The organism is Ruegeria sp. BG3 (assembly GCF_056538485.1).
Window position 1 is genome coordinate 372,005 of record NZ_JBQFTE010000002.1, and the last position, 26,819, is coordinate 398,823.

The 26,819-nt window shown below is 57.8% G+C and carries 32 protein-coding genes; 15 read left to right on the forward strand and 17 right to left on the reverse strand.

Features of this window, described 5'->3' with window-relative positions:
- Positions 1–9: 9 nt before the first annotated feature.
- The 3 genes from phaR to ACR0AI_RS05455 all read right to left on the reverse strand — a co-directional run bounded on the left by phaR (position 10) and on the right by ACR0AI_RS05455 (position 3,085).
- Positions 10–558, reverse strand: coding sequence for a polyhydroxyalkanoate synthesis repressor PhaR (gene phaR / locus ACR0AI_RS05445; RefSeq protein ID WP_170552879.1), 549 nt, complete (start codon positions 556–558; stop codon positions 10–12).
- Between the two features lie 134 nt (positions 559–692).
- Positions 693–1,139 carry a phasin family protein gene (locus ACR0AI_RS05450; RefSeq protein WP_170374114.1) on the reverse strand — a complete coding sequence of 149 codons (447 nt, stop codon included), beginning with the start codon at positions 1,137–1,139 and terminating at the stop codon, positions 693–695.
- Positions 1,140–1,282: 143 nt separating this feature from the next.
- The gene (locus tag ACR0AI_RS05455) at positions 1,283–3,085 is read right to left on the reverse strand and encodes a PHA/PHB synthase family protein (RefSeq protein WP_480672188.1); all 1,803 of its coding nucleotides are present in this window, start codon (positions 3,083–3,085) and stop codon (positions 1,283–1,285) included.
- Positions 3,086–3,196: 111 nt separating this feature from the next.
- Between ACR0AI_RS05455 and phaZ the strand changes: the two genes are divergently transcribed.
- Positions 3,197–4,468 (forward strand): polyhydroxyalkanoate depolymerase, encoded by a 1,272-nt coding sequence (gene phaZ, locus ACR0AI_RS05460; protein WP_170374116.1) that lies wholly within the window; start codon positions 3,197–3,199, stop codon positions 4,466–4,468.
- Between the two features lie 5 nt (positions 4,469–4,473).
- Complete coding sequence (locus ACR0AI_RS05465) at positions 4,474–5,052, forward strand: DUF6151 family protein (RefSeq protein ID WP_480672191.1); 579 nt, start codon at positions 4,474–4,476, stop codon at positions 5,050–5,052.
- Here ACR0AI_RS05465 and ACR0AI_RS05470 read toward each other — a convergent pair.
- The 4 genes from ACR0AI_RS05470 to ACR0AI_RS05485 form a co-directional block, all read right to left on the reverse strand.
- Positions 5,049–5,759 carry an alpha/beta fold hydrolase gene (locus tag ACR0AI_RS05470; RefSeq protein WP_480672193.1) on the reverse strand — a complete coding sequence of 237 codons (711 nt, stop codon included), beginning with the start codon at positions 5,757–5,759 and terminating at the stop codon, positions 5,049–5,051. The genes ACR0AI_RS05465 and ACR0AI_RS05470 overlap by 4 nt on opposite strands.
- 82 nt (positions 5,760–5,841) lie before the next feature.
- Positions 5,842–6,456 carry a hypothetical protein gene (locus ACR0AI_RS05475; RefSeq protein ID WP_480672381.1) on the reverse strand — a complete coding sequence of 205 codons (615 nt, stop codon included), beginning with the start codon at positions 6,454–6,456 and terminating at the stop codon, positions 5,842–5,844.
- Between the two features lie 40 nt (positions 6,457–6,496).
- A complete protein-coding gene (locus ACR0AI_RS05480) occupies positions 6,497–7,492 on the reverse strand; it encodes an alpha/beta hydrolase (RefSeq protein WP_480672195.1) in 996 nt (331 codons plus the stop codon).
- A complete protein-coding gene (locus tag ACR0AI_RS05485) occupies positions 7,489–8,238 on the reverse strand; it encodes an alpha/beta fold hydrolase (protein ID WP_480672197.1) in 750 nt (249 codons plus the stop codon). Before ACR0AI_RS05485 ends, ACR0AI_RS05480 begins: the two co-directional genes overlap by 4 nt.
- A gap of 216 nt (positions 8,239–8,454) precedes the next feature.
- Here ACR0AI_RS05485 and thrS point away from each other — a divergent pair, with 216 nt between their 5' ends.
- From thrS to ACR0AI_RS05510, 5 genes are all read left to right on the forward strand, one after another.
- Complete coding sequence (gene thrS, locus ACR0AI_RS05490) at positions 8,455–10,413, forward strand: threonine--tRNA ligase (RefSeq protein ID WP_480672199.1); 1,959 nt, start codon at positions 8,455–8,457, stop codon at positions 10,411–10,413.
- A gap of 221 nt (positions 10,414–10,634) precedes the next feature.
- Entirely contained in the window at positions 10,635–10,937 is a 303-nt protein-coding gene (locus ACR0AI_RS05495; protein ID WP_480672201.1) for a BufA1 family periplasmic bufferin-type metallophore, read from the forward strand.
- 73 nt (positions 10,938–11,010) lie between these two features.
- Positions 11,011–11,868: an MNIO family bufferin maturase gene (bufB, locus tag ACR0AI_RS05500; protein ID WP_480672203.1), complete on the forward strand. Its 858-nt coding sequence runs from the start codon at positions 11,011–11,013 to the stop codon at positions 11,866–11,868.
- Positions 11,865–12,626, forward strand: a complete 762-nt coding sequence (locus ACR0AI_RS05505) for an HvfC/BufC family peptide modification chaperone (RefSeq protein ID WP_480672205.1) — start codon at positions 11,865–11,867, stop codon at positions 12,624–12,626. Before bufB ends, ACR0AI_RS05505 begins: the two co-directional genes overlap by 4 nt.
- Positions 12,623–13,141, forward strand: a complete 519-nt coding sequence (locus tag ACR0AI_RS05510) for a DoxX family protein (protein WP_170459064.1) — start codon at positions 12,623–12,625, stop codon at positions 13,139–13,141. The genes ACR0AI_RS05505 and ACR0AI_RS05510 overlap by 4 nt, the downstream gene beginning before the upstream one ends.
- Position 13,142: 1 nt before the next feature.
- On the opposite strand, the gene ACR0AI_RS05515 is transcribed toward ACR0AI_RS05510, so the two are convergent.
- Positions 13,143–13,511 carry a hypothetical protein gene (locus ACR0AI_RS05515; protein ID WP_480672207.1) on the reverse strand — a complete coding sequence of 123 codons (369 nt, stop codon included), beginning with the start codon at positions 13,509–13,511 and terminating at the stop codon, positions 13,143–13,145.
- Between the two features lie 41 nt (positions 13,512–13,552).
- Positions 13,553–13,870 (reverse strand): ArsC/Spx/MgsR family protein, encoded by a 318-nt coding sequence (locus ACR0AI_RS05520; protein ID WP_480672209.1) that lies wholly within the window; start codon positions 13,868–13,870, stop codon positions 13,553–13,555.
- Positions 13,871–14,084: 214 nt separating this feature from the next.
- Between ACR0AI_RS05520 and ACR0AI_RS05525 the strand changes: the two genes are divergently transcribed.
- On the forward strand, positions 14,085–14,291 hold the full coding sequence (locus ACR0AI_RS05525; RefSeq protein ID WP_008758035.1) for a cold-shock protein: 207 nt from the start codon (positions 14,085–14,087) through the stop codon (positions 14,289–14,291).
- 87 nt (positions 14,292–14,378) lie between these two features.
- On the opposite strand, the gene ACR0AI_RS05530 is transcribed toward ACR0AI_RS05525, so the two are convergent.
- Positions 14,379–14,681 carry a hypothetical protein gene (locus ACR0AI_RS05530; RefSeq protein WP_170640906.1) on the reverse strand — a complete coding sequence of 101 codons (303 nt, stop codon included), beginning with the start codon at positions 14,679–14,681 and terminating at the stop codon, positions 14,379–14,381.
- A gap of 58 nt (positions 14,682–14,739) precedes the next feature.
- Positions 14,740–15,651 carry an FAD-dependent thymidylate synthase gene (thyX, locus tag ACR0AI_RS05535; protein ID WP_170688919.1) on the reverse strand — a complete coding sequence of 304 codons (912 nt, stop codon included), beginning with the start codon at positions 15,649–15,651 and terminating at the stop codon, positions 14,740–14,742.
- Positions 15,652–15,828: 177 nt separating this feature from the next.
- On the opposite strand from thyX, the gene ACR0AI_RS05540 reads away from it, so the two are divergent.
- Genes ACR0AI_RS05540 through ACR0AI_RS05550 form a run of 3 tightly spaced genes read left to right on the forward strand, consistent with a single transcriptional unit; the run spans position 15,829 to position 17,668 of the window.
- Positions 15,829–16,257 (forward strand): VOC family protein, encoded by a 429-nt coding sequence (locus ACR0AI_RS05540; RefSeq protein ID WP_480672212.1) that lies wholly within the window; start codon positions 15,829–15,831, stop codon positions 16,255–16,257.
- Entirely contained in the window at positions 16,224–16,958 is a 735-nt protein-coding gene (locus ACR0AI_RS05545) for a DUF1194 domain-containing protein (RefSeq protein WP_480672214.1), read from the forward strand. The genes ACR0AI_RS05540 and ACR0AI_RS05545 overlap by 34 nt, the downstream gene beginning before the upstream one ends.
- Positions 16,955–17,668, forward strand: a complete 714-nt coding sequence (locus ACR0AI_RS05550; protein WP_480672216.1) for a DUF1194 domain-containing protein — start codon at positions 16,955–16,957, stop codon at positions 17,666–17,668. The genes ACR0AI_RS05545 and ACR0AI_RS05550 overlap by 4 nt, the downstream gene beginning before the upstream one ends.
- Here the strand turns inward: ACR0AI_RS05550 and ACR0AI_RS05555 are convergent.
- The 3 genes from ACR0AI_RS05555 to ACR0AI_RS05565 all read right to left on the reverse strand — a co-directional run bounded on the left by ACR0AI_RS05555 (position 17,662) and on the right by ACR0AI_RS05565 (position 18,885).
- Positions 17,662–18,159 carry a MarR family winged helix-turn-helix transcriptional regulator gene (locus ACR0AI_RS05555; protein WP_170459083.1) on the reverse strand — a complete coding sequence of 166 codons (498 nt, stop codon included), beginning with the start codon at positions 18,157–18,159 and terminating at the stop codon, positions 17,662–17,664. The genes ACR0AI_RS05550 and ACR0AI_RS05555 overlap by 7 nt on opposite strands.
- 77 nt (positions 18,160–18,236) lie before the next feature.
- Positions 18,237–18,494 carry a succinate dehydrogenase assembly factor 2 gene (locus tag ACR0AI_RS05560; protein ID WP_480672218.1) on the reverse strand — a complete coding sequence of 86 codons (258 nt, stop codon included), beginning with the start codon at positions 18,492–18,494 and terminating at the stop codon, positions 18,237–18,239.
- Positions 18,487–18,885 carry a helix-turn-helix domain-containing protein gene (locus tag ACR0AI_RS05565; RefSeq protein WP_480672220.1) on the reverse strand — a complete coding sequence of 133 codons (399 nt, stop codon included), beginning with the start codon at positions 18,883–18,885 and terminating at the stop codon, positions 18,487–18,489. The genes ACR0AI_RS05560 and ACR0AI_RS05565 overlap by 8 nt, the downstream gene beginning before the upstream one ends.
- A gap of 92 nt (positions 18,886–18,977) precedes the next feature.
- Here ACR0AI_RS05565 and ACR0AI_RS05570 point away from each other — a divergent pair, with 92 nt between their 5' ends.
- The gene (locus ACR0AI_RS05570; protein WP_480672222.1) at positions 18,978–20,180 is read left to right on the forward strand and encodes a pyridoxal phosphate-dependent aminotransferase; all 1,203 of its coding nucleotides are present in this window, start codon (positions 18,978–18,980) and stop codon (positions 20,178–20,180) included.
- Between the two features lie 13 nt (positions 20,181–20,193).
- Positions 20,194–20,595, forward strand: a complete 402-nt coding sequence (locus ACR0AI_RS05575; RefSeq protein ID WP_480672224.1) for a hypothetical protein — start codon at positions 20,194–20,196, stop codon at positions 20,593–20,595.
- A 3-nt stretch (positions 20,596–20,598) separates the two neighbouring features.
- On the opposite strand, the gene ACR0AI_RS05580 is transcribed toward ACR0AI_RS05575, so the two are convergent.
- From ACR0AI_RS05580 to ACR0AI_RS05590, 3 genes are all read right to left on the reverse strand, one after another.
- Positions 20,599–21,951 (reverse strand): MATE family efflux transporter, encoded by a 1,353-nt coding sequence (locus ACR0AI_RS05580; protein WP_480672226.1) that lies wholly within the window; start codon positions 21,949–21,951, stop codon positions 20,599–20,601.
- 149 nt (positions 21,952–22,100) lie between these two features.
- A complete protein-coding gene (gene ppk2, locus ACR0AI_RS05585; RefSeq protein WP_480672228.1) occupies positions 22,101–23,030 on the reverse strand; it encodes a polyphosphate kinase 2 in 930 nt (309 codons plus the stop codon).
- A 124-nt stretch (positions 23,031–23,154) separates the two neighbouring features.
- Positions 23,155–23,763, reverse strand: coding sequence for a carboxymuconolactone decarboxylase family protein (locus ACR0AI_RS05590; protein ID WP_480672230.1), 609 nt, complete (start codon positions 23,761–23,763; stop codon positions 23,155–23,157).
- Positions 23,764–23,852: 89 nt separating this feature from the next.
- Here ACR0AI_RS05590 and ACR0AI_RS05595 point away from each other — a divergent pair, with 89 nt between their 5' ends.
- Entirely contained in the window at positions 23,853–24,467 is a 615-nt protein-coding gene (locus ACR0AI_RS05595; RefSeq protein ID WP_480672232.1) for an NYN domain-containing protein, read from the forward strand.
- Positions 24,468–24,578: 111 nt separating this feature from the next.
- On the forward strand, positions 24,579–26,537 hold the full coding sequence (gene parE, locus ACR0AI_RS05600; protein ID WP_480672234.1) for a DNA topoisomerase IV subunit B: 1,959 nt from the start codon (positions 24,579–24,581) through the stop codon (positions 26,535–26,537).
- Positions 26,538–26,819: the final 282 nt, after the last annotated feature.

The following is a 26,819-nucleotide window of genomic DNA, read 5'->3' on the forward strand; positions in this document are numbered from 1 at the left end:
CTTATGTCTCTAGTTCAATTTCGAAAGCTTCTGCTGCAACTCGGCCAATTGCTTCTTGATGTCGTCCAGGTCCTCTTTCGGCTCGGACTCATCCTCTTTGTCGGGGCCTGACCAGTTGCCGGACAACCCGCCAGTCATCGCTTTGAGAAACGCCTGTTGCTGCGCCTGCATCGCCTCAAAACCCGGCATCTGAGACATCGGGTTCATGGCGTTCATGTTCTCCATCATCTTGCTTTGGCTTTCGCGCAGCATGTCGAACGAACTTTGTAGGAATTGCGGCATCATGCCCCCACCCGGCACCATGTAGCTGCGCACCAGATCGTTCAGAACATTCACCGGCAAGACGTTCTCGCCCCGGCTTTCATGTTCGGCAATGATTTGCAAAAGGTACTGGCGGGTCAGGTCATCGCCCGTCTTCAGATCAATGATCTGAACTTCGCGCCCGTCGCGGATGAACCCCGCAATATCTTCGAGCGTCACGTAATCGCTGGTCTCGGTGTTATACAGCCGACGGCTGGCATAGCGCTTGATCAACAGCGGTTTTTCTTTGTCCGACACCTTGTACCCTCCCCAAGGATGATGCGTTGCAGCAGAGGTTATGCGACTGCAGCACAAAAAGAAAGGGCAGGTCAATCGACCTGCCCAACGCGATGGCACCTATAGGGAGGATAAGATGCTCGTCGCGGACGTTCTTACTTGGCAGCTGCGGCTTTCTTGGCAGCAGTCGTCACCTCAGAAGTCGCTTTCTTGACAGCTGCGGTTGCTTCTTCAGCAGCGTCTTTGCCAGCAGCCATCAGCAGCTCAACGGTTTCCGACTGAACTTTTTTCGCGATTTCAGCGAAAGCAGCCAGGTTTTCAGCAGCAACTTCAGCCGACGCGCTTGCGAAGTCGGTTGCGGCTTTTGCGTAGTCAGCAGGCTCGGCCTTTGCTTTCGACATCTCGGTCAGCTTGGCCAGGGTGTCCTTGGTCCATTTGTTCGAGATTTCAGCCGATTTCTCAGCCGCGTCCAGAGCAACGCCCGACAGCTTTTCGTTCAGCGCTGCGGTCGATTTGAAGGCACCTTCCATTGCGGTGGTGTCTACCGGAAACGCGCCCATGACGTCTTTCATGATCGCGGTGAAGTCTTGGGTCTTTGCCATTGTCCTAATCCTTTTCACCGAACCGGGCCCACCCCGGTTTCCATCGGCTTGAGGACAATATGATTTCTGCATCGCAGCATTTCAAGTTTTTTCTTGCTGCAATGCAGAAAAAAACAAGTTTCATTTTGAAATCAGCGATTTGCTCAACGATTTGCCTTGAGCAAAACATAGCTGCCAGGCGCCGGACACAGGCTCGGATGCTCCGAATCACCCGTTTCGCGCGCCGGAACCTGCTTGCCAGACCGTTTCTTCAGCCAAGCGCCCCACATCGGCCACCAGGATCCTTCGTGAAAGTCAGCGTCTTTCAACCAGGCCTCGGCATCCAATTTCAGATTAGGGTTGGTGTAGTGGCCGTATTTCTTCTTGCTGGGCGGGTTCACGATCCCTGCAATGTGACCGGACTCTGACACAACAAAAGTCTTGGACTTGGACCCCATCTGCTGAACACCGCGATAGCAGTCTTTCCAGCGGGCGATATGGTCCGTCTCGCAGGTGATAGCCATCAGGGGGACGTCCACATCCCTGACATGCAGCTTGTGGCCCAGCATCTCAAAGCCATCGCCCACGAATTCGTTGTGCTGGCACAGGCCGCGCAGATACTGCACCGCCATCTTCCCCGGCAGGTTCGAGCCGTCGCCGTTCCAATACAGCAGGTCAAAAGCCGGAGGGGTCTCTCCCATCATATAGCTGCGGATCGCTGGCGTGTAGATCAGGTCGCGCGAACGCAGGAATGACATGGTGCGCCCAAGAATCCATGCGCGGAGGAGGCCATCCTTGGCGACCTGATCCTCGATCCCATCCACAAAGTCGTTTTGCAAAAACGGCGTGAATTCTCCCTGATCGCCAAAATCAGTCAGAGCCGTAAAGAAGGTCGCCGACTTGACCGATTTGTCCCCGCGCTGTTTGAGCAGTGACAGGGTCAGGCTGAGCGTCGTGCCCGCAATGCAATACCCAACGGCGTTGACCTGTTTTACTTTGCAGATCTTCTTGACCGTCTCGATCGCAGTCAGGAACCCATCCTGAATATAGTCTTCCATCCCCACATCGGCGTAGGTGGAGTCGGGATTTATCCAGCTGACGACAAACAGCGTGTATCCCTGCTCGGTCACCCATTTGATCAGGCTGTTCTGGGTTTTGAGGTCGAGAATGTAGAATTTGTTGATCCATGGCGGGAACAGAACGATGGGCGTTTCATGCACCGTTTCGGTTGCCGGTTTGTATTGGATCAGCTCCATCATACGGTTGCGATAGACGACGTCGCCGGGGCTGGTCGCAATATTGACCCCAACCTCGAACGCGCTGTCATCAGCAAGCTTGACCACAAGCTCACCATCATTGGCCTCTAGATCCGAGACGAGGTTCTCAAGCCCTTGGATCAGGGATTGCCCCTCGGTTTCGACAGCTTTCTCCAAGGCATCGGGGTTGGTTGCCAGAAAATTGGTGGGGGCCATCAGGTCAATGATCTGCTGCGAGAAATACTGAAGGCGCTGCTTGTCCTTCTCTTCAAGGTCCTCAACCGACGACACCGCCTGCGCGATGGCTTCGGCATTGGTCTGGTACTGCTGGCGGATCAAGCGAAAATAGGGGTTGGTGTCCCAAAGCGGGTTAGCAAAACGTTTGTCCTTGGACTTGGGTTCGTCTTCATCCACTTCGCCTGTGGTCAGGGCCTGCTGCGCCTCGGCAAAGTTCAGAACGGACTTACCCCAGTATTCGATCTGCTGTTCCAGCAGTTTGGCGGGATTCTGCAATGCGTCGGCCCAATAGGCTGTTGCCGCACGTGCATAAAGCTCTTGATTCGGGCCGTCCAACGCGGGGACATGAGACTTCTTCGAAGCCATGACTTCGATCAGGCGCTTGGAGAGAGCCTCAACCTTCTCCATATTTTCTTTAATGCGTTCAATATGTTCTTCGGTAACTTGGCCCGTATTGTCTTCACTTGTTGTCATTTTAACAATTCACCCCTACTCTCGCTGCTATGCAGAATAACGTCGCGGACGTTGGTCGACAAAGCGACGAATGGTCCGAACTCTTAGGTTGATACTCCGGAGGATCCTTCGATGCGCTACATGATGACCTACGATCTGATGGAAACCATGCGCAATACGAACCAATGGCTTGGTTCGACGGCAAATGCGATGGCCTCCTACCCACTGTTTTCGATGGTCCCGAACCCGGCGTTCAGCTGGATGGCCGCCTGGGGTGAAGTGACCGAGCGCACCTTTCAACGCATGGTCGCGAAGCCCGATTGGGGCATCCGGACTTTCACGTGTGAAGATGGCAAAGATCATCTGGTCGAAGTCACCTCGGTTCTGGAGCGTCCCTTTGGGGACCTTCTCCATTTCAAGGTAAACGGGCGCGAAACGCAACCTCGCAAGGTGCTTTTGGTGGCTCCGATGTCCGGTCACTACGCAACTTTGCTGCGCTCGACCGTCAAAAGCCTTCTGGTCAATTGCGAAGTTTACATCACCGATTGGCATAACGCGCGCGATATCCCCGTGTCCGCCGGAAAGTTCGATGTCGAGGATTACACCCTCTACCTTGTCGATTTTATGAAGGAGCTTGGCCCGGATACCCATGTGGTCGCGGTTTGCCAGCCCGCGCCGCTGACGCTAGCAGCAACCGCCTATCTGGCCGAGGTCGAACCAAAGGCCCAACCCAGTACCCTGACCCTGATTGGTGGCCCGGTCGATCCCGACGCCACCCCGACCGACGTAACCGACTTTGGCCGTCGCGTGACGATGGGCCAGTTGGAAGAGACCATGATCCAGCGCGTTGGTTTCAAATACAAAGGCGTGGGTCGGATGGTTTATCCCGGCCTGTTGCAGCTGGCGTCGTTCATGTCGATGAATGCAGAACGCCACTCCACCGCTTTCACGGATCAGATCCAGCGCGTGATGCGGGGGGAGGCCTCGGACCATGACGCCCATAACCGCTTCTACGATGAATATCTCGCTGTCATGGATATGCCGGCCGAGTTTTACCTTTCCACGGTCGAACGCATTTTCAAAAACCGCGAAATCGGGCGGAACGAATTCGTCGTCGCCGGGCACAAGGTGGACATGGGCAAGATCACCGATGTGGCCGTGAAAACCGTGGAAGGCGCGAATGACGACATTTCGGCCCCCGGACAGTGTATCGCCGCGCTTGATCTGTGTACCGGTCTGCCGGACAGCAAGAAAGCCAGCCATGTCGAACCCGGTGCGGGACATTACGGCATCTTTGCTGGCCGCAGCTGGCGCGACAATATCCGCCCGCTGGTCATCGACTTCATGAACGAGAACAGCCGCAAACCGCGTCGTCGGGCGGCCAACAGCAACAAAGTCGCGTAAGGGCTTTGGCGTCAGAGCCTGACCTCACCTTTTCTTGCGCCTGCGGGACACTGACAGGCCGCATCACATCTGATGGTGCGCGTCTGGGTACCCATGCCGAGTGTTTTTGCCACGACTGCCGTGCGGCCCAGCTTTACTTCGGCCAACCCGACCCGGCCCCCGGCCCGGTTGAGGTGTTTCAAATCGCCCCCGACGAGGTCACGATTGACAGCGGTGCCGAACATTTGGCGGCGATGTCACTGAGCCCAAAGGGTATGCTGCGATGGTATGCCAAATGCTGCAACGCGCCATTGGCAACGACGCCACGCACCGCCAGATTTCCCTTTGCAGGGTTTATCGCTTTGCGTATCGCCGATCACGCGCGGCTTGGCCCGATTGCGACTCGTGGATTTGTGCCTCGGCCCAACGGCAAGCAAAAGCACGAAAATCTGGCCCCGGCGGCAATCGGGTTGCTGCGCCGCGTGATCAAATCAAGACTATCCGGTGGGTGGAAAAACACACCATTCTTTGATCCTGAGAGTCTTGAACCCGTCGTGACACCGACGGTTATCAGCAAAGAGGAACGCGCAGCGCTTTACCCCTAGGCCATGCGCAAGGGTTCATCCAGCCACGCCTGCATCAGGTCGATCACCTGCTCGGGCGCTTCCAGAGTTGGCAGATATCCAGCCGCATCAATTGTGTGCATCACCGCATTTGGGATCATGTCCGCCATGAAGGCATGCTTGCGCTCGGGCGTCAGCCGGTCATGCTTTCCACACAGGATCAGGCTGGGCGCTTTGATCCGGCGCAACGTGCCCTGCTGATCCGCGCGCCTCTGTAGCGCACGCATCTGGGTCACAAACACCTCCGGGCCTAAATCCAGCGCCATCGCCAGTAGGTCATTCAACACAGGGATGCGCTGCGTTCCCGGCGCCAGAGTGTCCGATCCCACAACCTGCCGCATCACCTCTTCAAGCCGACCGGCCTGCGCGCCGATGATCAGATCCTCCCGTGCGGCCGCGATCTGCGGTGTGTCGGCCTGCGCATCGGTTGAGATCAGGCACAGGCGCGCCACCCGATCCGGGGCGCGACGGACAAGCTCCAACGCGACCACGCCGCCCAACCCATGCCCGGCCAGCGCGAACCGGTGCGGCAACTGATCCAGCAAATCCGAGGCGATCTCTTCGATACGCTCCCCCCGGCTGATCGCCGAGACGACCACGGCGCGGCGGCGTGAAAACGCATCAATCTGAGGATGAAACAGCCGGGCATCACACATCAAACCCGGCAACAACACCAGCGGCTCAATCACGTGGGGCCTCCTTCTGCTCGGTTATCCGAGTCGTTCCTTCTCATCAGGATGGAAGGTTTGGATCAGCCCAGCAAGTGAATCTTTACGGATAGGCGATTCCACGGAACGGCGGGAAATCAGCATAGCGTTTCTGACGGGCAGAAAGGGTTTCGCCCGGCTCGGCACCCGGTCGCAAAAGGCAGCCTTTGGGCGCGATGTAACTGTCGATCCGACGCTGAGGCGTGGGGCGCCACACCAGATTGAACGCGCAGAGTTTCGGGAAAAACCAGATCTCGGAGTAGTCAAGATGATCATGCATCCACCACGCCAGATCGCGCCAGTCCCGCCCCTGCGCGTAGCGATCCGCAAACCAGGGGATCACGATTGATGTCCCAGCGACCCGCGCCTCACCCTGCCCCCAATCCCAGATATGGCACTCCAACGGATTGTCATTACGCGCGCAATTCAACCGGTTTTCGTTGCCAAAGGCATTCAAGGACGGCGACCGATAGCCCGAGCGTACTGCGACCCGGCCAAAGGTCTCCTCCAGCGGGTCCAGCAAGGTTTGGCAAAAGGCGCTGCCGGTTTCGATGGCAAGGTCCGGGTTCTCAGGCAGGTTCTGCTTTTGGTGGAAATTCCCGATCTCGGAATACAGGAAATCGCGCATGAAGAAATGCCGGGACAGACGCACACGACCCAGCGCCTCAAGGCTCCACATACTACCCGGCTTGCGCATCGCTATGCTCTTGAAGGAGGCGTCATTCGATCCCCTGCGTTTTCAACCACGCCAATACCCCATTCACCGTCGGCTCTGTCTGGTCCGGAGACATCAGGCGACCGGCGATCACATGCGACATCGGATCATCCCCCGGCCCCATCGTGACAAGCTCAACTGTTGCTGGCGCACCCCAGGCCTCGGCCACCTTGTGGGTCTTGTCCGGGCGCACAACCTGATCATCATCCGAGAACCAGAACAGCGCCGGCACCAAAGCTTGTGAGAAATCAAGACCGTAGACCGTTTCGACGAGAACTGTCATCGGGACCACGGCCTCCCACGGGTAAACCGACGTCCAGTACTTGTTCTTTTCTGGATCCGGCCCGGATACATCTCGTTCCGGCCCCATCAGCAGCGGCAACCAATCCCGAGCCCACGGCAGACCGGGTATAAACGCCCCTGCCGCATTTACCCCGAAATTCGGTGATACGAACACCATCGCCGCGACATCCTCGCTGAGGTCCGGGTTCAAAGCCGCCGCCGCCGCCAGCGTGCCCCCGGTCGATGTCGAAATGACTACAACTTTGTTACCAACAGCTTTGGCCGCCGCCAGCCCCTCGGCCATGTCCTGCATCCAGCCCGAGGCGGTCGCATCGCCCATCGCAGCCCCACTGCGCCCATGTCCTTGCAAGCGCGCATATACCAGATTGGCCCCCAGAGCGTCAGCGACCATATCAGGCACGGGACGGATCTCTTCTGAACTGGCCGAGAAGCCATGGACATACAGCACCGAATAGGGCGTCCGCCGCTCTTTGAACCCGTCCTGCCAGATCACACGCTTTTCGACACCGGGGACGATATCGTCAAAGGCGGATTCCGTACTTTCAAAATAGACCTGAACGCCTTCGCCAAACTTGCGGGGGTCGAAATCCGGGTTCAGGTTCACTTCTTCCCTCGGCCCAAACCAATAAATCAGGCCTCCGACAACGATCAGAACCAGCAAAACCCGGCCAAGAGCCCACCCAAACCAGCGCATCATTCATTCCCCAAAACGTCGAGAACGGCTTTTTCGATCAAGCCAAGGCATGGCCCGTCCGAGAACCGATGATCCGCATCCTTGACCAGCAACAATCGCATATCCGGTCCGGTCGCGTGCTCTAGCAGGCGAACGGCTGTTTCAGTCGACACCGCCGTATCAGCCGTCCCCTGCAAAAAACGAACGGGAAACGGCAGATCCAACGCGTTCCGCAGAACCAGGCGTTGCCGACCATCCTCGATCATACGTTTGGTGATGATGTAAGGCTCCATATAATCCGAGGGCAATTCTACGTGCCCAACCTCCTCCAGCGCTACCTTCTGCGCATCTGAAAAGGACGCCCAATAGCCGTCCTCGGTAAAATCCGGGGCTGCCGCGATGGTCACCATGCCCACAATTCGCTCCGGCAACGCCTTTGCCAGCAGCAGCGCCTGCCAACCACCCATCGAGGACCCCACGACCACCAAAGGCCCCTCAGTCAAGGCACCCACCGCTGCCAGCGTGTCTTCGTGCCAATCTCCAATGCAGCCGTCTGTGAACGCCTCAGAGCTTTCTCCATGCCCGGAATAGTCAAACCGCAAGAACGCCTGCCCCCGTGCCTTCGACCAAGCCTCAAGATGAACGGCCTTGGTGCCCTCCATATCCGATTTCAAACCGCCCAGAAAAACAATGGTCGGACCGGCCCCCTCACTCTTGTGATAAGCCAACCGCCGCCCCTGCGCCGATTCCAAAAAATCTGTTGCTGCCATGAAGCCCTCTTTGCTTTCCTGACATCATGCACGTCCCGACCCCAACCGCAATTCCCCGATCCGCCCTTCATCTGGCCAAAAATATCCCGGGGAGCGCGAGGGGCTGGCCCCTCGCTCCGCCACTTGACACAAGCACAACCACCTGCCAAAGCAGCCAGACGCAAATAACCCGCAACCGGGCGTTCAGTGGGCGCCAAACCGACGAGGAGAGCCGATATGGCCCTGGATTCAAAATCCGTCTCTCTCACCTTTCCCGATGGCAATGCACGTTCCTATGACGCAGGCGTAACGCCTGCGCAGGTGGCTGCCGATATTTCGACCTCGCTCGCGAAAAAGGCCATCTCGGCCACAGTGAACGGTCAGCACTGGGACCTGCAATGGCCCATCGATGCAGATGCCCAAATCGCCATCCACACAATGAAGGATGAAGCGCAGGCCAATGAGTTGATCCGCCACGATCTGGCGCATGTCATGGCCCGCGCCGTGCAGGAAATCTGGCCCGCGACCAAAGTCACCATCGGCCCCGTTATCGAAAACGGCTGGTACTATGACTTTGACCGTGAAGAGCCATTCACGCCCGAAGATCTCGGCCTCATCGAGAAAAAGATGAAAGAGATCATCAACAAGCGTGATCCCGTCACCACCGAGGTCTGGGACCGTGACCGTGCGATCGAATTCTACAAGGCCAACAATGAGCCCTATAAGGTCGAGCTGATCGAAGCCATTCCGGGTGATGAGCCACTGCGCATGTACTGGCACGGCCACTGGCAGGACCTTTGCCGCGGCCCGCACCTGCAGCATACCGGTCAACTACCGGGCGATGCCTTCAAGCTGATGAGCATTGCGGGCGCCTATTGGCGTGGCGACAGTGACCGCGCGATGTTGCAGCGCATCTACGGCGTGGCGTTTACCGGCAAGGAAAAGCTCAAAGCGCACCTGAACATGCTTGAGGAGGCCGCCAAGCGCGACCACCGCAAGCTTGGCCGTGAGATGAACCTGTACCACATGCAGGAAGAGGCTCCGGGTCAGGTGTTCTGGCATCCCAACGGATGGAAAATCTACACCACCCTGCAGGACTACATGCGCCGGATGCAGGACCGCGACGGCTATGTCGAGGTCAACACGCCGCAGGTCGTCGACCGCAAACTGTGGGAAGCCTCGGGCCACTGGGACAAGTATCAAGAGAACATGTTCATCGTTGAAGTCGACGAAGAGCATGCCCGCGAAAAGGCGATCAACGCTTTGAAGCCGATGAACTGCCCTTGCCACGTGCAGGTGTTCAATCAGGGCCTGAAATCCTATCGCGACCTGCCGCTGCGCATGGCCGAGTTCGGCTCCTGCGCGCGCTATGAGCCCTCGGGCGCGCTGCACGGAATCATGCGGGTGCGCGGCTTCACTCAGGACGATGGTCACATCTTCTGCGCAGAGGATCAGATCGAATCCGAGACCGCGAAGTTCATCGCCTTCCTGTCGAAGGTCTATGCCGACCTTGGCTTCCACGACTGGACTATCAAACTGTCCACCCGTCCGGAAAAGCGGATCGGCAGCGATGAAAGCTGGGATTTCGTCGAGAAAGCCTTGGGCGATGCCTGCAAGGCCGCTGGGTATGAGTATGAAGTCCTCGAAGGCGAAGGCGCGTTCTACGGTCCGAAGCTGGAGTTCACTCTGACAGATGCCATCGGCCGGAACTGGCAATGTGGCACGCTACAGGTCGATCCCAACCTGCCCGAGCGACTGGATGCGAACTTTATAGGCGCGGACGGGTCCAAGCATCGCCCCTTCATGTTGCACCGGGCCTGCCTGGGATCGTTCGAACGGTTCATCGGCATTCTGATCGAAGAACACGCGGGCAAACTGCCGTTCTGGCTGGCGCCGCGGCAGGTCGTTGTGGCCTCGATCACCTCGGATGCGGATGACTATGTGGCCGAGGTTGTTGAAACGCTCCGCGCCGCTGGCGTCCGGGCCGAGGCGGATATCCGCAACGAAAAGATCAACTACAAGGTCCGCGAGCACTCGGTCGGCAAGGTTCCGGTCATTCTGGCTGTAGGTCACCGGGAAGTGGACGAGCGCACTGTAAGTGTGCGGCGTCTGGGTGAAAAACAAACGCAGGTTCAATCGCTTGAGACTGTAACAAATGAGCTGTCCAAGGCAGCCACCCCACCGGACCTGCTGTAACATTGGGTTGATTCTAACCCCTCATCCGGCCCTGAAAACGGGGCCGGATTGAAACATTTTCCATTTTTCAATTCAAAAACAATTTGTTAACCTGCAAGAGGACATGACATAGGCTGACGCGCTTGTGAGACACGGCCTCGTGAATTTAACTGTGGCTCACGAGACGTTACCTTTGTCATTGTCACAAGCAGACATACGCAGTCATCAAAAGGATTACCGAGATGTCGAACACAGCCAAATCCCTGGTTATCGCAACAGCAGTCGCAGCCGCCGTTTCGGGCGCAGCAACCACCGCCTCCGCGCAAGCGAAAGAGAAATGCTATGGCGTTTCGCTGGCCGGTCAGAACGATTGCGCCGCAGGCCCCGGCACCACATGCGCGGGCACCTCGACCGTTGACTATCAGGGCAACGCCTGGACTCTGGTTGATGCAGGCACCTGCGCCGATATCGAACTGCCCGCAGAGGCAGACGGCACCCCGCGCAAAGGTTCGCTGGAAGAGCTGAACCGCGACCTGCCGGCATAATATCTGCCATACGAGATCCAAGGGGCGGGCCAATTCGCCCGCCCCTTTTCACGTGATCATAGGGAACTGACTTATGCTGGACGACGCACTCAGGTCGAACCGACTGCCCGCAGCGCCGGGTGTTGGGTATAAACCGCAGCACTTTGCACAGATCCTCGAACACGCGCAGCCCGTCGCATGGTTGGAAATCCATGCCGAGAATTACATGGGCGACGGGGGCCGCCCGCTGGCGCAACTGCGCCATCTATCAGAACAATTCCCAATCTCGGTCCACGGTGTTGGCCTGTCCATCGGCGGCGAAGGCCTCCTGGATGCCAACCATCTGGCGCGATTGAAACATCTGGTCGGCTGGCTGAATCCTGCCAGCTTCTCTGAGCATCTGGCTTGGTCGACCCATGACAGCCACTTCCTAAACGACCTTCTGCCGCTGCCCTACACCGATGCCACTTTGACCCGCATCTGCGATCACATCGACCAGGTGCAAGAGGTGGTCGGACGGCAAATGCTGCTCGAAAACCCCTCCAGCTATCTGGCATTTGAGGAAAGCACCTGGTCCGAGCCTGATTTCCTGCGCGAAGTTTCGAACCGAACCGGATGCGGGCTGTTGCTGGATGTGAACAACGTCTTTGTCTCAGCCACCAATCTGGACTTCTCGCCCCAAGGCTATATCGACGCCTACCCGCTTGAAAAGGTTGGTGAGATTCACCTCGGCGGTCACGATGAAGACGAAGACGACCACGGTAAACCTCTGCTGATCGACAGCCACGGTCGCGAGGTCGTTGATCCGGTCTGGGCGCTTTTGGACTATGTTCTGGATCGGTCGGGGCCCAAGCCGCTCTTGGTCGAATGGGACACAAATGTCCCCGATTGGCCGGTCCTGCGGGACGAGGCCGTGCGCGCCCAGGCGGCACTGGAGCGGATCCCGGCATGAGCGTGTCGCAAACCCAGTTCCGCGCCGCGCTTCTGGACGCCTCGACCCCGGTCCCGGAAGGGTTGCTGGATTCTGAGAATCAACCCGCCGGCCGGAGGTTTAGCGTCTATCGCAACAATGTTGCCGTCTCTCTGACCGAGGCCATGCAGCAGGCCTTTCCCGTGATCACCAAACTGCTGGGATCGCAGAACATGGACGGCCTTTCGGGCATTTTCCTGCGCCAGCACCCGCCTACATCCCCGCTGATGATGTTTTATGGTGATGAGTTTCCCGCTTTTGTCGCCGGAATGCCTCAGCTGTCCCATCTGGGCTACCTGGCCGACATGGCTCAGCTGGAACTTGCCTTGCGCCACTCTTACCACGCAGCAGACAGCACACCTGCGCCCGCCGATGCGCTGGCCGTTCCCCCGGAAGACGTGATGCGCGCGCGGCTGAGTTTTGCACCGGCGATGCGAGTGATCCGGTCGGATTGGCCGATCCACGCGATCTGGCGCTACAATTCGGAAACGGGCGCCCCGAAACCGGCCGCTCAGGCCGAGGACGTACTGATCACCCGCCCTGAATATGATCCCACCCCGCACCTGCTGCCCAAAGGCGGAGCAGACTGGATCGCACATATACAAACGGGCGACACCATCGGCAGCGCGTTCGAAAAGGCCGCCGCTGACACGCCCGACTTTGATCTTGGAACCACTCTGGCACTGCTTTTGCAAGGCTGTGCAATAACCTCTGTGACTATCGAAAGGCTGGAGTCATGACTGCGCTCATCTCAATCCACAACTCCGTTTTGGGAAAGGTGGACCATGCGTCCGGTTGGCTGACGCCAACCCTCGCCCGGCTCGTGTTTATTGCTGTATTGCTCGTCTATTACTGGAACTCGGCGATGCTGAAGATTGATGGGTCGATCTTCTCACCCTCCAGCGGTGCCTTTGGGCAGATCTTTCCGAAAGCTGCCGAGGCCGTACTTTGGGACGTCACGCAGATGACTTTCTTCCAGCGGATCGTGATCTTCCTTGGCACCGTAGCCGAGTTCGTCCTGCCCGCACTGCTGCTGGTTGGTCTGTTCACGCGTCTGGCGGCGGTCGCAATGATCGGGTTTGTCTGGGTGCAAACTATTGTCGACGTGACAGGCCACGGCGTGAAACTCGGCAGCCTGTTCAATGCGGCGCCCGATCTGGTCGATCAGCGCACCATGTGGACCTTCCTGTTTCTGGTGATGGTCATCAATGGCGCAGGACCGCTGTCGCTGGACCGCATCCTGCGCCTGAAATAACTCAGAAATGAGCCCTGGGTTCGTCCGGTTTTCCCGCGGCGAGCCCAAGCACCCCGGCCACTGCGGCAAATGCAATCGGGAACATGGTGAAAACGCCGAAGCCAAACGCGTAGTACATCCCAGCAGCTGAGGCCAACAGCAAGATCCCAGCAATCAACGCGCGCGCATGGGCCATGGCCCCACCCGCAATCGCCAACAAAGGCGCAAGGATCGAGGCCGCCTGAATCAGGTCAGGGTTATCCACCTGCTCGGCAATCCCTTCGATATCGCCAAAATGCTTGATGGCTTCGACATAGCCATATCCAAAAAACCCGACAATCATACCGATCAAACCGGCGATGACGCCCAAAATCATGGCAGCGTTCCGCATGTATCTTCCTTTACAGTTCGTATCAGCAGATAGGTACGCGGCTACGCAACACCAAGAGAGGCCCGTGTTTCAGCGGTCCAGCTCAGAAACAACTCTCCGTCCTTTTCGATCAGAGGGCGCTTCATCAGTGTCGGGTGATCGGCCAGCAACTCCAACGGCGGGCGCGCGCGTGCTGCGTCGTCCAATCCACGCCAGGTTGTTGACCGGGTATTGAGCAAAGCCTCGCCGAAGTTGGCAAAAGCTTGCGAAAGTATCTCAGCCGGAACTCCGTCCGCTCTTACATCCACGAGGGTCGCTTCTGGCAGCGATTTCAGCGCCTTACGGCACGTATCGCAGTTTTTCAAACCATAAAGGCGCATTTTTGGGCTGCTCCTGCATTTGTAACTTTTTTATGCAAACTGGTTGGTTTCCAGCGGTAATTCTTGATTTTTTACTTCACCGTGCAATGTTGAAAAAGACGAAACGTGCGTTTTGGACTGTATCTGACCCAGAAATCAGCCCGATACGCCATTTAGTCGACCAAAGCCCCCACCAATTTGTGGGACAATGCGCAAGTAGAAGGAGACACGGGACATGCCAACCGGCACCGTGAAATGGTTTAACACTACCAAAGGCTATGGGTTTATTGCCCCTGATGAGGGGGGCAAAGATGTGTTTGTTCATATCTCGGCCGTAGAACGATCCGGCCTCACCGGACTCGCAGACAATCAGAAAGTCTCGTACGAGTTGCAGGACGGGCGTGACGGCCGCCAGATGGCAGCTGATTTGAAGCCGTTGTAACTTCCACCCCGCCAGATGTGGGGTGTTTCCAATCAAGGCTGACGGCCAATTTCAGGCCGTCAGCCAAATATTCCCTAGCAATCGGCGTTACCCACGTGTCGATTTCTCGTTTGTGCGGGCATGCCAGTCTTCGCCCATTGCCACGATGCAGGACGTTCCCGTCGCGTAAGTAACGACCATGGTCCAGTCGCCACGGTCGCTGCTCCAGACCTCCATGATCTGTTCTGGCCCGCGCATGCCGGTTGCCACGCGTTCTGCGCCGAATTGGCGGGTCAGTTTCTCTTGCAGCCGAGGGGTCGCTTCACACAGGATTTCGGCTATGGGCGATTTGGCCTGCGTCGGTGACGCCAGCACAAGACACAATGGGATCAGGCGAAACAGATAAGTCATGAAGCCAATGTAACAGCTTCATGACAAAACGTATATACAAAAGATATGCTTCTGAGCCTCAATCCTTGCGGATTACGTCCTCGAACTCACGCCATTCCCGCGCCGTCATGCCCGAGTTTTCCTGTGTCACTGTCTCACCTGCCAACATCCGGCGCAGGCTGTCGACCATTTGGGCCGAGAGGTTAACGGCACCCAATCGGTAGTCCTCGAACGCTCTGTAGGCGAACGGCACCCAATCGGCGACGATCTTGCACATCATATCGGCATAAACCCGGATCTCGTATTGGGCATGCGGGTCAGCGCGCAGACGCAGGAAGTGGAACAGATTGTGCAGGTCCACCTTCCAATACCACTGCGTATAGATGTTTGCAGGCAGGTTCATCCGCGCCAGTTCGCGCGCCAAACCTTGTTGCCCGTCCTGATTGATCATCGCCTCATAATTGTCATAACAGCGGGCGCTGTCGGCCTTTAGGATTTCCAGCACGCGCGCGGCCTCTTCCCCTTCCAAGGCGGACCCGCGTCCTTGATTGTTGACCTCGGACTGCGCGGCCACGTTGTCGGGGGCAGGAATATAGAACTCACGGTCAAGGATTGAGTAGCGCGCCGAGTATTCGTTCACATTGGCGGTCCGGTGGCGAATCCACTGGCGCGCGACGAAAACCGGCAGCTTTACGTGCAGCTTGATCTCGCACATCTCAAACGGCGTCGAATGCCAGTGACGCATCAGATAGCGGATCAGGCCCTCATCGTTTTGCACGGATTTGGTGCCCTTGCCGTAGGACACGCGCGCCGCCTGACAAATGGCTGCATCGTCGCCCATATAGTCGATGACCCGGACAAAACCGTGGTCCAACACCTGATGGGCCGTGTACAGATGGTCTTCCATGCCCGGTGCAACAACGCGGCGAGTTGGATGCGATTGCGCGCGCTGCGCTTCGATCTCGGCCAGTTGGTCGGCAGACAGAGGCATGAAATTATCCTTTCCAAGAATGAGTCGATGCCCACTATATATCGTCAACTCCACCACTGGAACCGCGATATCTGCCGTAAACCGCGCGAAGTTCGAAATCGTGTTCCCGGCCCCTCTCGACACCTCGCGCAACCGCGCTAAGCTGCGCACCAAGCGAAGAAAAGGAGGAAGGCCAAGATGGGGCTGAGATATTTGCACACCATGGTCCGCGTGAAGGATCTTGAGAAATCAATGGCGTTCTATGAGCTGCTAGGCCTGAAGGAAACGCGCCGCCACGAAAGTGAACAAGGCCGGTTCACGCTGATCTTCATGGCCCCTCCCGGGCAGGAGGATCGCCCGCTCGAGCTGACCTATAACTGGGACGGTGACGATGCGCTGCCGAGTGACAGCCGCCATTTCGGTCATCTCGCCTATGGCGTCGACAACATCTACGAGACCTGCCAGCACCTGCAAGACAATGGCGTCGTGATCAACCGCCCGCCTCGCGACGGTCGGATGGCGTTCATTCGCTCGCCCGACAACATCTCGGTCGAACTGCTGCAGAACGGTGAAGCGCTGGAGCCCGCCGAGCCATGGAGAAGCATGGAGAGTACCGGGCACTGGTGATCCGCACTCTGACAGCACTGGGGTTGGCCGCGTTGGCCAGCCCCGCGCAGGCCGAAGACTGCCGTTTGGCCCTTTTGCTGGCGCTGGATATCTCGGTCTCCGTAGATCAGGCCGAGGATGCGCTGCAACGTCAGGGCCTTGCCGCCGCGATGCTCGCGCCCGAGGTTCAGGCCGCTTTTTTCTCGTCTCCCGCTCCTGTTGCGCTGGCCGTTTATGAATGGAGCGGCCGATCCACGCAGCACGTTGTCTTGCCTTGGAAGATGATAGAAAACGAAGGCGACCTGCTGGCAGCCGCAACCCGGATCAGCCAGTCCGAGCGTTCAGATTCCGGGTCTGCCACCGCGATGGGGCATGCGTTGGCTTACGGAGCCACCATGCTAAAGGATGGTCCGAACTGTCTGTTTCGGACCATTGATCTCTCCGGAGATGGGGCGAACAATGACGGCTATGGCCCTAAAATCGCTTACAAACATTTTCCCTTCGACGCCGTTACGGTGAACGGGTTGGTGATCAATGCCGCCGATTTCGAGGGCGAGTTGTTTCTGGTTCCATTCTTCCAGGAAAACGTTCTGCACGGACCGGGTGCTTTTCTTGAAATCGCGCAGGGGTTTGAAGACTTTGAGCGTGCCATGCGCCGCAAGTTGGAACGAGAATTGAGCGGCCTGCAACTGGGATCTCTGCAAGAAACGGGCCATAGATGACCCGGCTGCTCGCGCTTGTTATTTGCCTTCTGGCAGGATCCGTTTCGGCGCAATGTCGTCAAGCTCTGGCGCTTGGGTTGGATGTGTCCGGCTCTGTCGACGTTCACGAGTACAGGTTGCAGATCGACGGTATGGCCGCTGCGTTGCGCCGCCCTGAAATCCGCAAGATCATTTTAGCAAACCCCACATTTCCCGTTCGCCTCACGGTGTTCGAATGGAGCGAACCCGGCCATCAGCGCGTGCTTTTGGAGTGGACCGAAATCCGCACCGAATCTGATCTAGGCAGGATCGCGGCGAGACTAGGCGACGTGACCCGCAGCGCTGCCCCTCAAGGCACAGCCGTGGGCGATGCGATGCTGTTTGGCGCGGACCTTTTGAACCAGCAACCGGAGTGTTGGAGGCGCACTCTGGATTTGTCCGGAGATGGGAAACATAATCTCGGCCTCCACCCGCGCGCCGCCAAGGCGCTGCTGCAGGACAACGGCATCACCATCAACGGTTTGGTGATCGGTGTCGACGACTCGAACTACGGCGACCAACGATATGTCCAAGTTGGAGAGTTGTCCGCCTACTACAACGCTTGGGTCATCCTTGGCCCTGATGCGTTTGTCGAGGTCGCACTGGGGTTTGAAGCCTATGAAGACGCCATGACCCGCAAACTGATCCGAGAGCTGCAGGGGATCATCCTATCCCAAGCCTCTGATCAGTAGATATAACGAATCTGGTCCGTCCAATACCGCTCGACTCGACGCAGTGAAGTGGTGATATCCTCAATCCCTTCCGACCCCAGAACGCCGCGGTTCTGTAACCCTTCGGCATGGCGCAGGAACAGCTCGGACACGATATCGCGAATCTCGCGGCCTTGAGGTGTCAGGCGGACGCGGACCGAGCGCCGGTCAATCTCGCAGCGCTGGTGATGCATATACCCCATCTCAACCAGTTTCTTGAGGTTATAGCTGACATTGCTGCCCTGATAGTAGCCGCGGCTTTTCAATTCGCCGGCTGTCACCTCATGATCGCCGATGTTGAACAGTAAAAGCGCCTGAACCGCGTTGATTTCCAGCACGCCCACCCGCTCGAACTCATCCTTGATGACATCCAGCAACAGACGATGCAGACGCTCGACCAAAGCAAGCGCCTCAAGATAACTGGTCATGAAGCCCTTGGCCCCCGACGCAGAGACCTGCATTTCCATACTCATCCGACCCTCCGATTCAGCCGTGTCGTTTCAGACACGATGACCTGAATTTCCGAAAAATCAGTTAAGTCGGATTTTCTTTATTTTTGAAACGTTTGCGCGATTTCCGCGATCAGACCAGCGAAAGGATCAGGCGCACTCACCTGCCCTGTGACCCATTGATACAGGTCTTGATCGTTTTCCTGCAGCAGCGCGTCGTACAAATCCAGCCCGGCCACATCCATCGAATTCAGGTTGCGCTCGGCATAAGCCGACAGGATCAGGTCCATCTCTTTGATACCCCGCCGCATGGAGCGCATCTTCAGGCGTTTGATCCGGACCTCGCGTGTTTCAGTCATTCTTGTCCTGCTCCAGCATCAAACGCAGTTTCTTTTCCAAGCGGGCGGCCCGCTCTGCGCTGGCCCGCATCTCGCCGCGAATGGCACGCAATTCGGCGACCGCGCCCGCCAGTTCCAAACTGGCTTCACCCTCTTCTACCGGGGCCTCCATGCCTTCGCCCTCACCGGTCAGCAGCCACATGATCGAGACGTTGACCATGCCTGCCATCATCGACAAGCGATTGGCGCGCGGTTCGGACAAGTCGTTCTCCCAGGCTGCGATCGTCGCCTTCTTGACCCCCAGACGGCGTGCCAATTGTACCTGCGTCATCCCCGCCGCTTCGCGCGCCCCGGCCAGTCTGTCTCCGAACGTTGCAGCATCCGGCCCGTACCAGTCGGTTTCGTCGTTCATCGGGGTCTCCAATTCAGGTGAGTCATACAGCTTGATCGTCAATCGGGCGCACCCTATGACAGACAAGTTGAACATACAAACCGAGGCCGCTCATGAGTTTCCTGTCTGCGACATTGTCACGCGTAAAACCCTCTCCGACCGTCGCGATGACCGCAAAAGCGGCCGAGTTGAAAGCCGCCGGGCGCGATATCATCGCCCTCAGCGCAGGTGAGCCAGATTTCGATACGCCGCAGAACATCAAGGATGCAGCCGTCGCGGCCATCGCAGCGGGCAAGACGAAATACACCGCGCCCGATGGCATTGCCGAGTTGAAACAGGGGGCTTGCGCCAAGATGAAACGCGATCATGGGCTGGACTATACGCCCGCGCAGATCTCGGTCGGAACGGGCGGCAAACAGACGCTCTATAACGCGTTGATGGCGACGATGAATGAAGGCGATGAGGTTCTGATCCCCGCGCCTTATTGGGTCAGCTATCCCGATATGGTCCTGCTGGCCGGTGGAACGCCTGCTGTGGTCGAGACCACGTTGGAAAACAGCTTCAAACTAACAGCCGAGCAGCTTGAAGCCGCGATCACGCCGAAAACCAAATGGTTCATTTTCAACTCGCCCTCGAATCCCACTGGCGCGGGCTATAGCCGGGACGAGTTGAAAGCGCTGACTGATGTGCTGATGCGCCACCCGCATGTCTGGGTCATGTCTGACGACATGTATGAACATCTCGCCTATGACGGGTTCGAGTTCTGCACCCCGGCCGAGGTTGAGCCGGGTCTCTATGATCGCACGCTGACCTGCAACGGCGTTTCCAAAGCCTATGCGATGACCGGCTGGCGGATCGGCTATGCGGCTGGCCCGGTCGAGATCATTGCCGCCATGCGCAAGATCCAGTCTCAATCCACGTCGAACCCGTGCTCTGTCAGTCAATGGGCAGCGGTTGAGGCGTTGAACGGCACTCAGGACTTTCTGGCCCCCAACAATGAGACATTCAAACGCCGTCGCGATCTGGTCGTCGGCATGTTGAACGCTATCGACGGAATCACCTGCCCGACGCCCGAGGGCGCGTTTTACGTCTACCCCTCAATCGCGGGGCTGATTGGCAAGACCACGCCGCAAGGCACGGTGATCGACTCGGATGAGGCATTTGCCACCGCCCTATTGGAAGAACATGACGTTGCCGTCGTCTTTGGTGCAGCCTTTGGCCTGTCGCCGAACTTCCGGGTCAGCTACGCGACGTCGGATGAGGCTTTGACCGAGGCCTGCACGCGTATCCAGCGTTTCTGTGCCTCTTTGACCTAAGCCGGAGCCACGCATGACCGCAGAGCTGCCAGAGTATTATTTCCGCGTCCGAGAAAACGGGGCCGTGGTGTTCAAGATCGACACCGAGAATCGGCAGCAGCGGATCGAGATGGATCAGATTGCGGTCATCAACATCCGCAATGGCGAGGTCAAACCGCATGGTCAACGCAGTTTGACCGAGGCTGACAAGGTCGAGATCGCCCGCTGGATGGACGCGCGCAAGACCCTGCTGGCCCAGCGCGATATCGACGATATTCACCGGGCTGTCGACTACCTGAACCTGACCGCGCAATGGGCGCAGTCCAAAGCCTCGGAGGAACAGCTTGAAGAGGTGACCGACCGGCTGTTGATGGCGATGCACGATCTGCGCTCGGTTCTGGTGCGCAAGAAAGCGGACCGGCTGAAAGGCGGCTAAGGGCTACTCGGCCGGTACGCCCACCTCGCGGACAGATCGCATCCAGAACCGCGCCATCAGCAAGACCGCCGCAAAGGCCAGCCCAATCACAAGGCCCATCCAGACACCGATCCCGTCCATGCCCTGCACGAAGCCGAAATAGTAAGAGGCCGGGATTCCGATCACCCAATAGCTGAGGGCTGCCATGATCATCGGCACTTTTGCATCCTGCAAACCGCGCAAGAGGCCCAGCGCAATCACCTGCGCACCATCGACCAGTTGAAAGAGGGCTGCCATGGCCAGAAGGCCCGTGCCAATCGCCAAAATCTCGCCGCGCTGCGCGTTGTCGGCCTCCATAAACAATGAGATCAAAGGCTCGGCACAGGTCAGGAACAGTATGATCGTCAGCACGGACACGACCAGCGACATGCCCGTGACCGCAATCGCGCCACGTTCCAGATGAGCGCGGTCGCGGCGACCCAGCGCATTGCCCGCGCGAATGGTCGCCGCGTTTGACAGGCCGAGATGCACCATGAAAGTCGCCGAAGCGAGGTTGAGCGCAATCCCATGCGCCGCCAGCGGCACCTGCCCCAGCCAACCCATCATGATCGCTGAGGTCGCAAATAGCGTGACTTCGGCCAGTGTGGTCAAACCAATCGGAACGCCCAGTCGCAGAACCCGGCCAAACATATCCCAGTCCGGGCGCCAGAAGCGTTGAAACAGACTGTGCTCCGGCAGAACCCGAACCGCATAGATGATAACCGCAACCAGAGACACGATCTGAGTCACCACGGACGCAATTGCCGCCCCCATGACCCCAAGCTCGGGCGCCCCCCAATTGCCGAAGATCAGGGCATAATTCGTGACACCATTCACGACTGCGGCGATCACGGTAATCCACAAAACGATCTGAGTACGCTCCAACGCGGCCAGATAAGACTTCAGCACCATCACCAGCAGCGCAGGAAACAGCCCCCATCCTGCAACGCGAAGATACTCCGAGGCGGTCTGCGCCACCTGCGGCTCCTGTTTCAGTGCAATCAGGATGGGATAGGACCACCAAAGCAGCGGCATCATCAGCGCGGCATAGAGCAGTGACAGCCACAAGCCCATGCGGGTCGAGCGGCGGATGCTGGTCTCATCCTCTTCTGCGGCGGCCGTCGCCACCATGGGCATAACGGCCCAGCCAAATCCGGCCCCAAATAGGAACAACACAAAGTAGTAGCTGCTTGCCAGTGTCACTGCGGCCAGGGCCTCAACCCCGTACCAGCCGAGCATCACTGTATCGGTCAGGCCGATTGCGAACTGCGCCAAATGCCCGCCAACCAGCGGCAGTCCAAGCACAGCAATCGCCCGGAAATGGGCGGGATATGTCATCACTTTCGTCATCTCGCCAGCCATAGGCCCGCGCCCTGCCCAAAATCAAGGCAGAAGTTAAAAACTCAAGGTGATACTTCAGAGAGATGCCAACCAAATGAAGAAGCCGTTGAATGTTTTCACTCAACGGCTTCTTTCCACTTTGCGTTTTAGTTGGATTTGGCGTCCGGTTGCAGCGCCGTTCCCAGAATATGATCCGAACGGTGAATCACATGATGCGCCTGACCGACGATCAGCGGATCAGGTTCGCCGACGACCGAGGCGTCCTTGTCCGGATAATCCAGCGTCGACAGGAAATGGCGCATGCAGTTCAGGCGCGCGCGTTTCTTGTCGTTGGATTTGACGACGGTCCATGGCGCGTCAGCGGTGTCGGTGTAGAAGAACATTGCCTCTTTCGCCTCGGTATAATCGTCCCACTTGTCCAGGCTCGCTTTGTCGATGGGCGACAGCTTCCACTGTTTCAACGGATCGGTTTCACGGCTCTTGAAGCGGCGCTGTTGCTCTTCCTGCGTGACCGAGAACCAGTATTTGTAGAGATTGATGCCCGAGCGTACCAGCATCCGTTCCAAATCCGGGGTTTGACGCATGAATTCCAGATACTCGTTGGGATCGCAAAAGCCCATCACCCGCTCAACGCCGGCACGGTTGTACCAGGAGCGGTCGTAGAACACCATTTCGCCAACGGTGGGCAGCTCCTGAATGTAGCGCTGGTAGTACCACTGGCCTTTCTCCTCCCACGTCGGCTTGTTCAGCGCGACGACACGCGCCTGACGCGGGTTGAGGTGTTCCATGAAGCGCTTGATCGTACCGCCCTTGCCCGCAGCGTCGCGACCCTCGAACAACAAAACGAAACGCTGGCCCGTATCCTGAGCCCAATGCTGAACCTTCAGCAATTCGGCCTGCAACTTGGCCTTCTGCGCCTCGTAATCCCTGCGCGCCATCTTGCGACCATAAGGGTACTTCCCGCTTTCGAACGCGTGCCGAATTTTCTCGGCGCTGGGTACAGCCGGTTCGGGTGCAGGTGTGTGCACTACCTTGATGTTAACGGCTTCGGGTTTCTTCTGGGCGGTCGTTTCCATTCAGCTGTCCTCTTGTTGTTCTTGTCTTGAGAACGAGCTAGCAGAAAGCGCAAGATCCTGCGTTGATTGGGATCAAATTGGAACGAATTTCGACGAAAAAACCAGTGTTTCCGAGACGAGCAGCCTAGCGATGCCCCCAATCATCGGGATTGTCCGAGTTGCTAGGCGACAGCCCCAGAAAGTCCCCCTTGGTCGAACAGCCAAGCCCCAAGACCGTCCGGTTGGCATAGTTGAAATAGGCGCAGACCTGATTGATCTCGAGGATTTCTCCGTCGTCCCACCCAGCGTCGCGCAGGGCTGTGACATCCGCCTCGACCATGTCGCCAGGTGCTTCGGTCAACTTGCGCGCATAGTGCATAGCTGCGATCTGCGCCGCGTTCAAAGGCGCGACCTCCGGATCGCCCGCCTTAATCGCCGCGCGGATCGCATCACCCCTTGGCGGATCGGCCAGTAGCCGTTGCAGACCGTTGAAGTGATGCTCTACGCAATAGGAACAGGTGTTCAACGCACTGACCCAAACGCCCAGCGTCTCTAGAAACCATTTGGGGATCGTGTTGGCCGAATGGTGCAGCACATTCTTGTACAGCGTCATGTGGCCTTCCATCGAATGCGGACGCAAGGAATGCGCCATCATGATGTTGTCCACGTTATTGTCGGGCCCAGTTACCCGATCATACAACTTTTTTAGCTTACCGGTCGCTTCCTGAAATGGCACGGTCTTGATCCAGCTCATTGAAACGAGGCCCCTTTTTCCTTGAACGTTTTAGGTCACACACAGCTTGGCTACATTTGAGGCGAACAATCAATCGGTATTGAAAACAGATGCCAAAAGGATTGAACTCCGTCCAGATTCCTCACCTTAGACGCGATTCATTTCCAGAGGCCACTGTGCGTATTCTCATTTTTGCTTTTCTTCTATCCTCCGCCGCTACTGCCTTTGCCGTCCTTTCTCTGATTTCTACCGATTGGCTTTTGCTAGCTGCCCCTTGCGCCATAGCCAGTGCGCTTTTGATCCTGGCACGATGGCTTAAACGCAAGCCTCGCAGCTGGGCTGTTGTCGATGGATCGAATGTCATGCATTGGAAGGATGGCGAGCCTCGCATAGAAACGGTGCGAGAAGTAGTCGAGAAACTGACCGGCGCCGGTCTAACGCCCGGCGTAGTCTTCGACGCTAACGTGGGCTACAAGATCAAGGGCCGCTACTTGCACCACAACGCCCTTGCCGATCTGCTAAACCTGCCAGAGGATCGCGTCATGGTGGCCCCCAACGGCACGCCCGCCGACCCCCTGATGCTGCAAGTTGCTAAAGATTATGGGGCAATCGTCGTATCAAACGACCGCTTCCGCGACTGGGCCGAGGAGTTTGGCGCGGTTTTGCAACCGGAATACTCCGTGCGCGGCGGGTACAGGGATGGGGCGCTTTGGCTGTCTTTGTAGGATGTCAATCGCCGACATTTGGGCAATCCATCCACAAGACCTCGGGTCCCTCTTCCCCCGACCCACATCACCTGCCATAATGGGGGAAACTCAAAAACAAGAGCAGCACCGATGCCCGACGATCTGTTGACGCCCAGCGCGACCGCCACCTACGACGCCTCCTCGATCGAGGTGCTTGAAGGGCTGGAGCCGGTTCGAAAACGCCCCGGTATGTATATCGGCGGCACGGATGAGCGCGCTCTGCACCATATGGTCGCCGAGATTCTCGACAACTCAATGGACGAGGCGGTCGCTGGTCACGCCAACCGGATCGAGGTTGAGCTGCACGCGGACTACGCCCTGACGGTGCGCGACAACGGGCGCGGTATTCCTATCGACCCGCACCCTAAATTCCCCGACAAATCCGCGCTTGAGGTCATCCTATGCACCCTGCACGCCGGTGGTAAATTCTCGGGCAAAGCCTATCAGACCTCGGGCGGTCTGCACGGTGTTGGCGCGTCGGTCGTGAACGCGCTGTCTGATTCGATGGTCGTCCAGGTAGCGCGGGACAAAACGCTGTTTGAACAACGCTTCTCGCGCGGCATTCCTCTGGGTCCGGTCGAAAAGGTCGGTGCGGCGCCGAACCGGCGCGGCACGACCGTGACCTTCCACGCAGACGCCGAGATCTTCGGCCATCACAAGTTCAAACCGGCGCGGCTGTTCAAATCCATCCGCTCCAAGGCCTACCTGTTCTCGGGCGTGGAAATCCGCTGGAAATCGGCCATCGACGACGGCGAAACCCCGACCGAGGCCACCTTCCACTTCCCTGGCGGCCTGTCGGACTATTTGAAGGAGACGATGAACGGCTCGTCCACCTATGCCGAGCAGCCCTTTGCCGGCACTGTGGATTTCAACGAAAAATTCGGAACGCCGGGCAAAGTCGAATGGGCGATCAATTGGACACCTTCGCGCGACGGGTTCATCCAATCCTATTGTAACACCGTTCCCACGCCCGAAGGCGGCACCCATGTCGCCGGTTTCTGGGCTGCGGTTCTCAAGGGGATCAAGGCCTATGGGGAACTGATCAACAACAAGAAAGCCGGTCAGATCACCCGCGATGACCTGATCACCGGCGGCTGTGCCTTAGTGTCGTGCTTCATCCGCGAGCCCGAATTCGTCGGCCAGACCAAAGATCGTCTGGCCACGGTCGAGGCGCAGCGGCTGGTCGAAAACTCTGTCCGGGACCATTTCGACAACTGGCTGGCTGCCGACACGAAATCCGCCGGGGCGATTCTGGACTTCCTCATCCTGAGGGCTGAGGAACGCCTGCGCCGACGGGCCGAGAAGGAAACACAACGCAAATCCGCCACTAAGAAACTTCGTCTCCCCGGCAAGCTGGTGGACTGCTCAAGTTCAACGCGCGACGGCACCGAGTTATTCATCGTCGAGGGCGACTCGGCGGGCGGTTCCGCCAAAATGGGCCGTGACCGTAAAACGCAGGCCCTGCTGCCCTTGCGCGGCAAGATCTTAAACGTGCTGGGCGCGGCCAGCTCGAAACTAGGCACCAATGCCGAGATCAACGACCTGACCCAAGCGCTGGGTGTGGGGCTTGGCACCAAGTTCAATGTCGACGACCTGCGCTATGACAAGATCATCATCATGACCGACGCGGATGTGGACGGGGCGCATATCGCCTCGCTGCTGATGACGTTCTTCTTCACCCAAATGCGCCCCATGATCGATGCGGGTCACCTGTACCTCGCCTGCCCACCCCTCTACCGCCTGACCCAAGGCGCGAAACGCGTCTACTGTCTGGACGAGGCCGAGCGTGACGAATGGCTGGAGAAAGGTCTGGGCGGCAAAGGCAAGATCGACGTCTCACGCTTCAAGGGGCTGGGTGAAATGGATGCCAAGGACCTGAAAGAGACCACGATGGACCCGGCATCCCGCAAACTGATCCGCGTCACCATCGACGAGGACGAACCCGGCGAGACCGGCGATCTGGTCGAGCGTCTGATGGGCAAGAAACCCGAACTGCGGTTCCAGTATATTCAGGAGAATGCGCGGTTTGTTGAGGAGTTGGATGTTTGACCAACGGGCGTGATTGTTCGTTGAACAATTACCCGCGTTTTTAACAAGATAGATAGCACTTACCGCTGGCAGGGTATTTCTGACTAGCTCCAATTTTTTGGGACTTTTAGATTGGTAGCAGAGCTTCCAAATACTCTTTGCTACGTTTCGGTAAGGTCAATGAAAATTAAGCGCACTCAGGTCTTGGTAGTTGCATTGTCACTCTTGTGGGTTTGTAGCTGTTTTATTGTTCTTGCAGACGAAAACCCCCTCGGTTTTTGGGAAAGTTGCCGTACCGAAAAT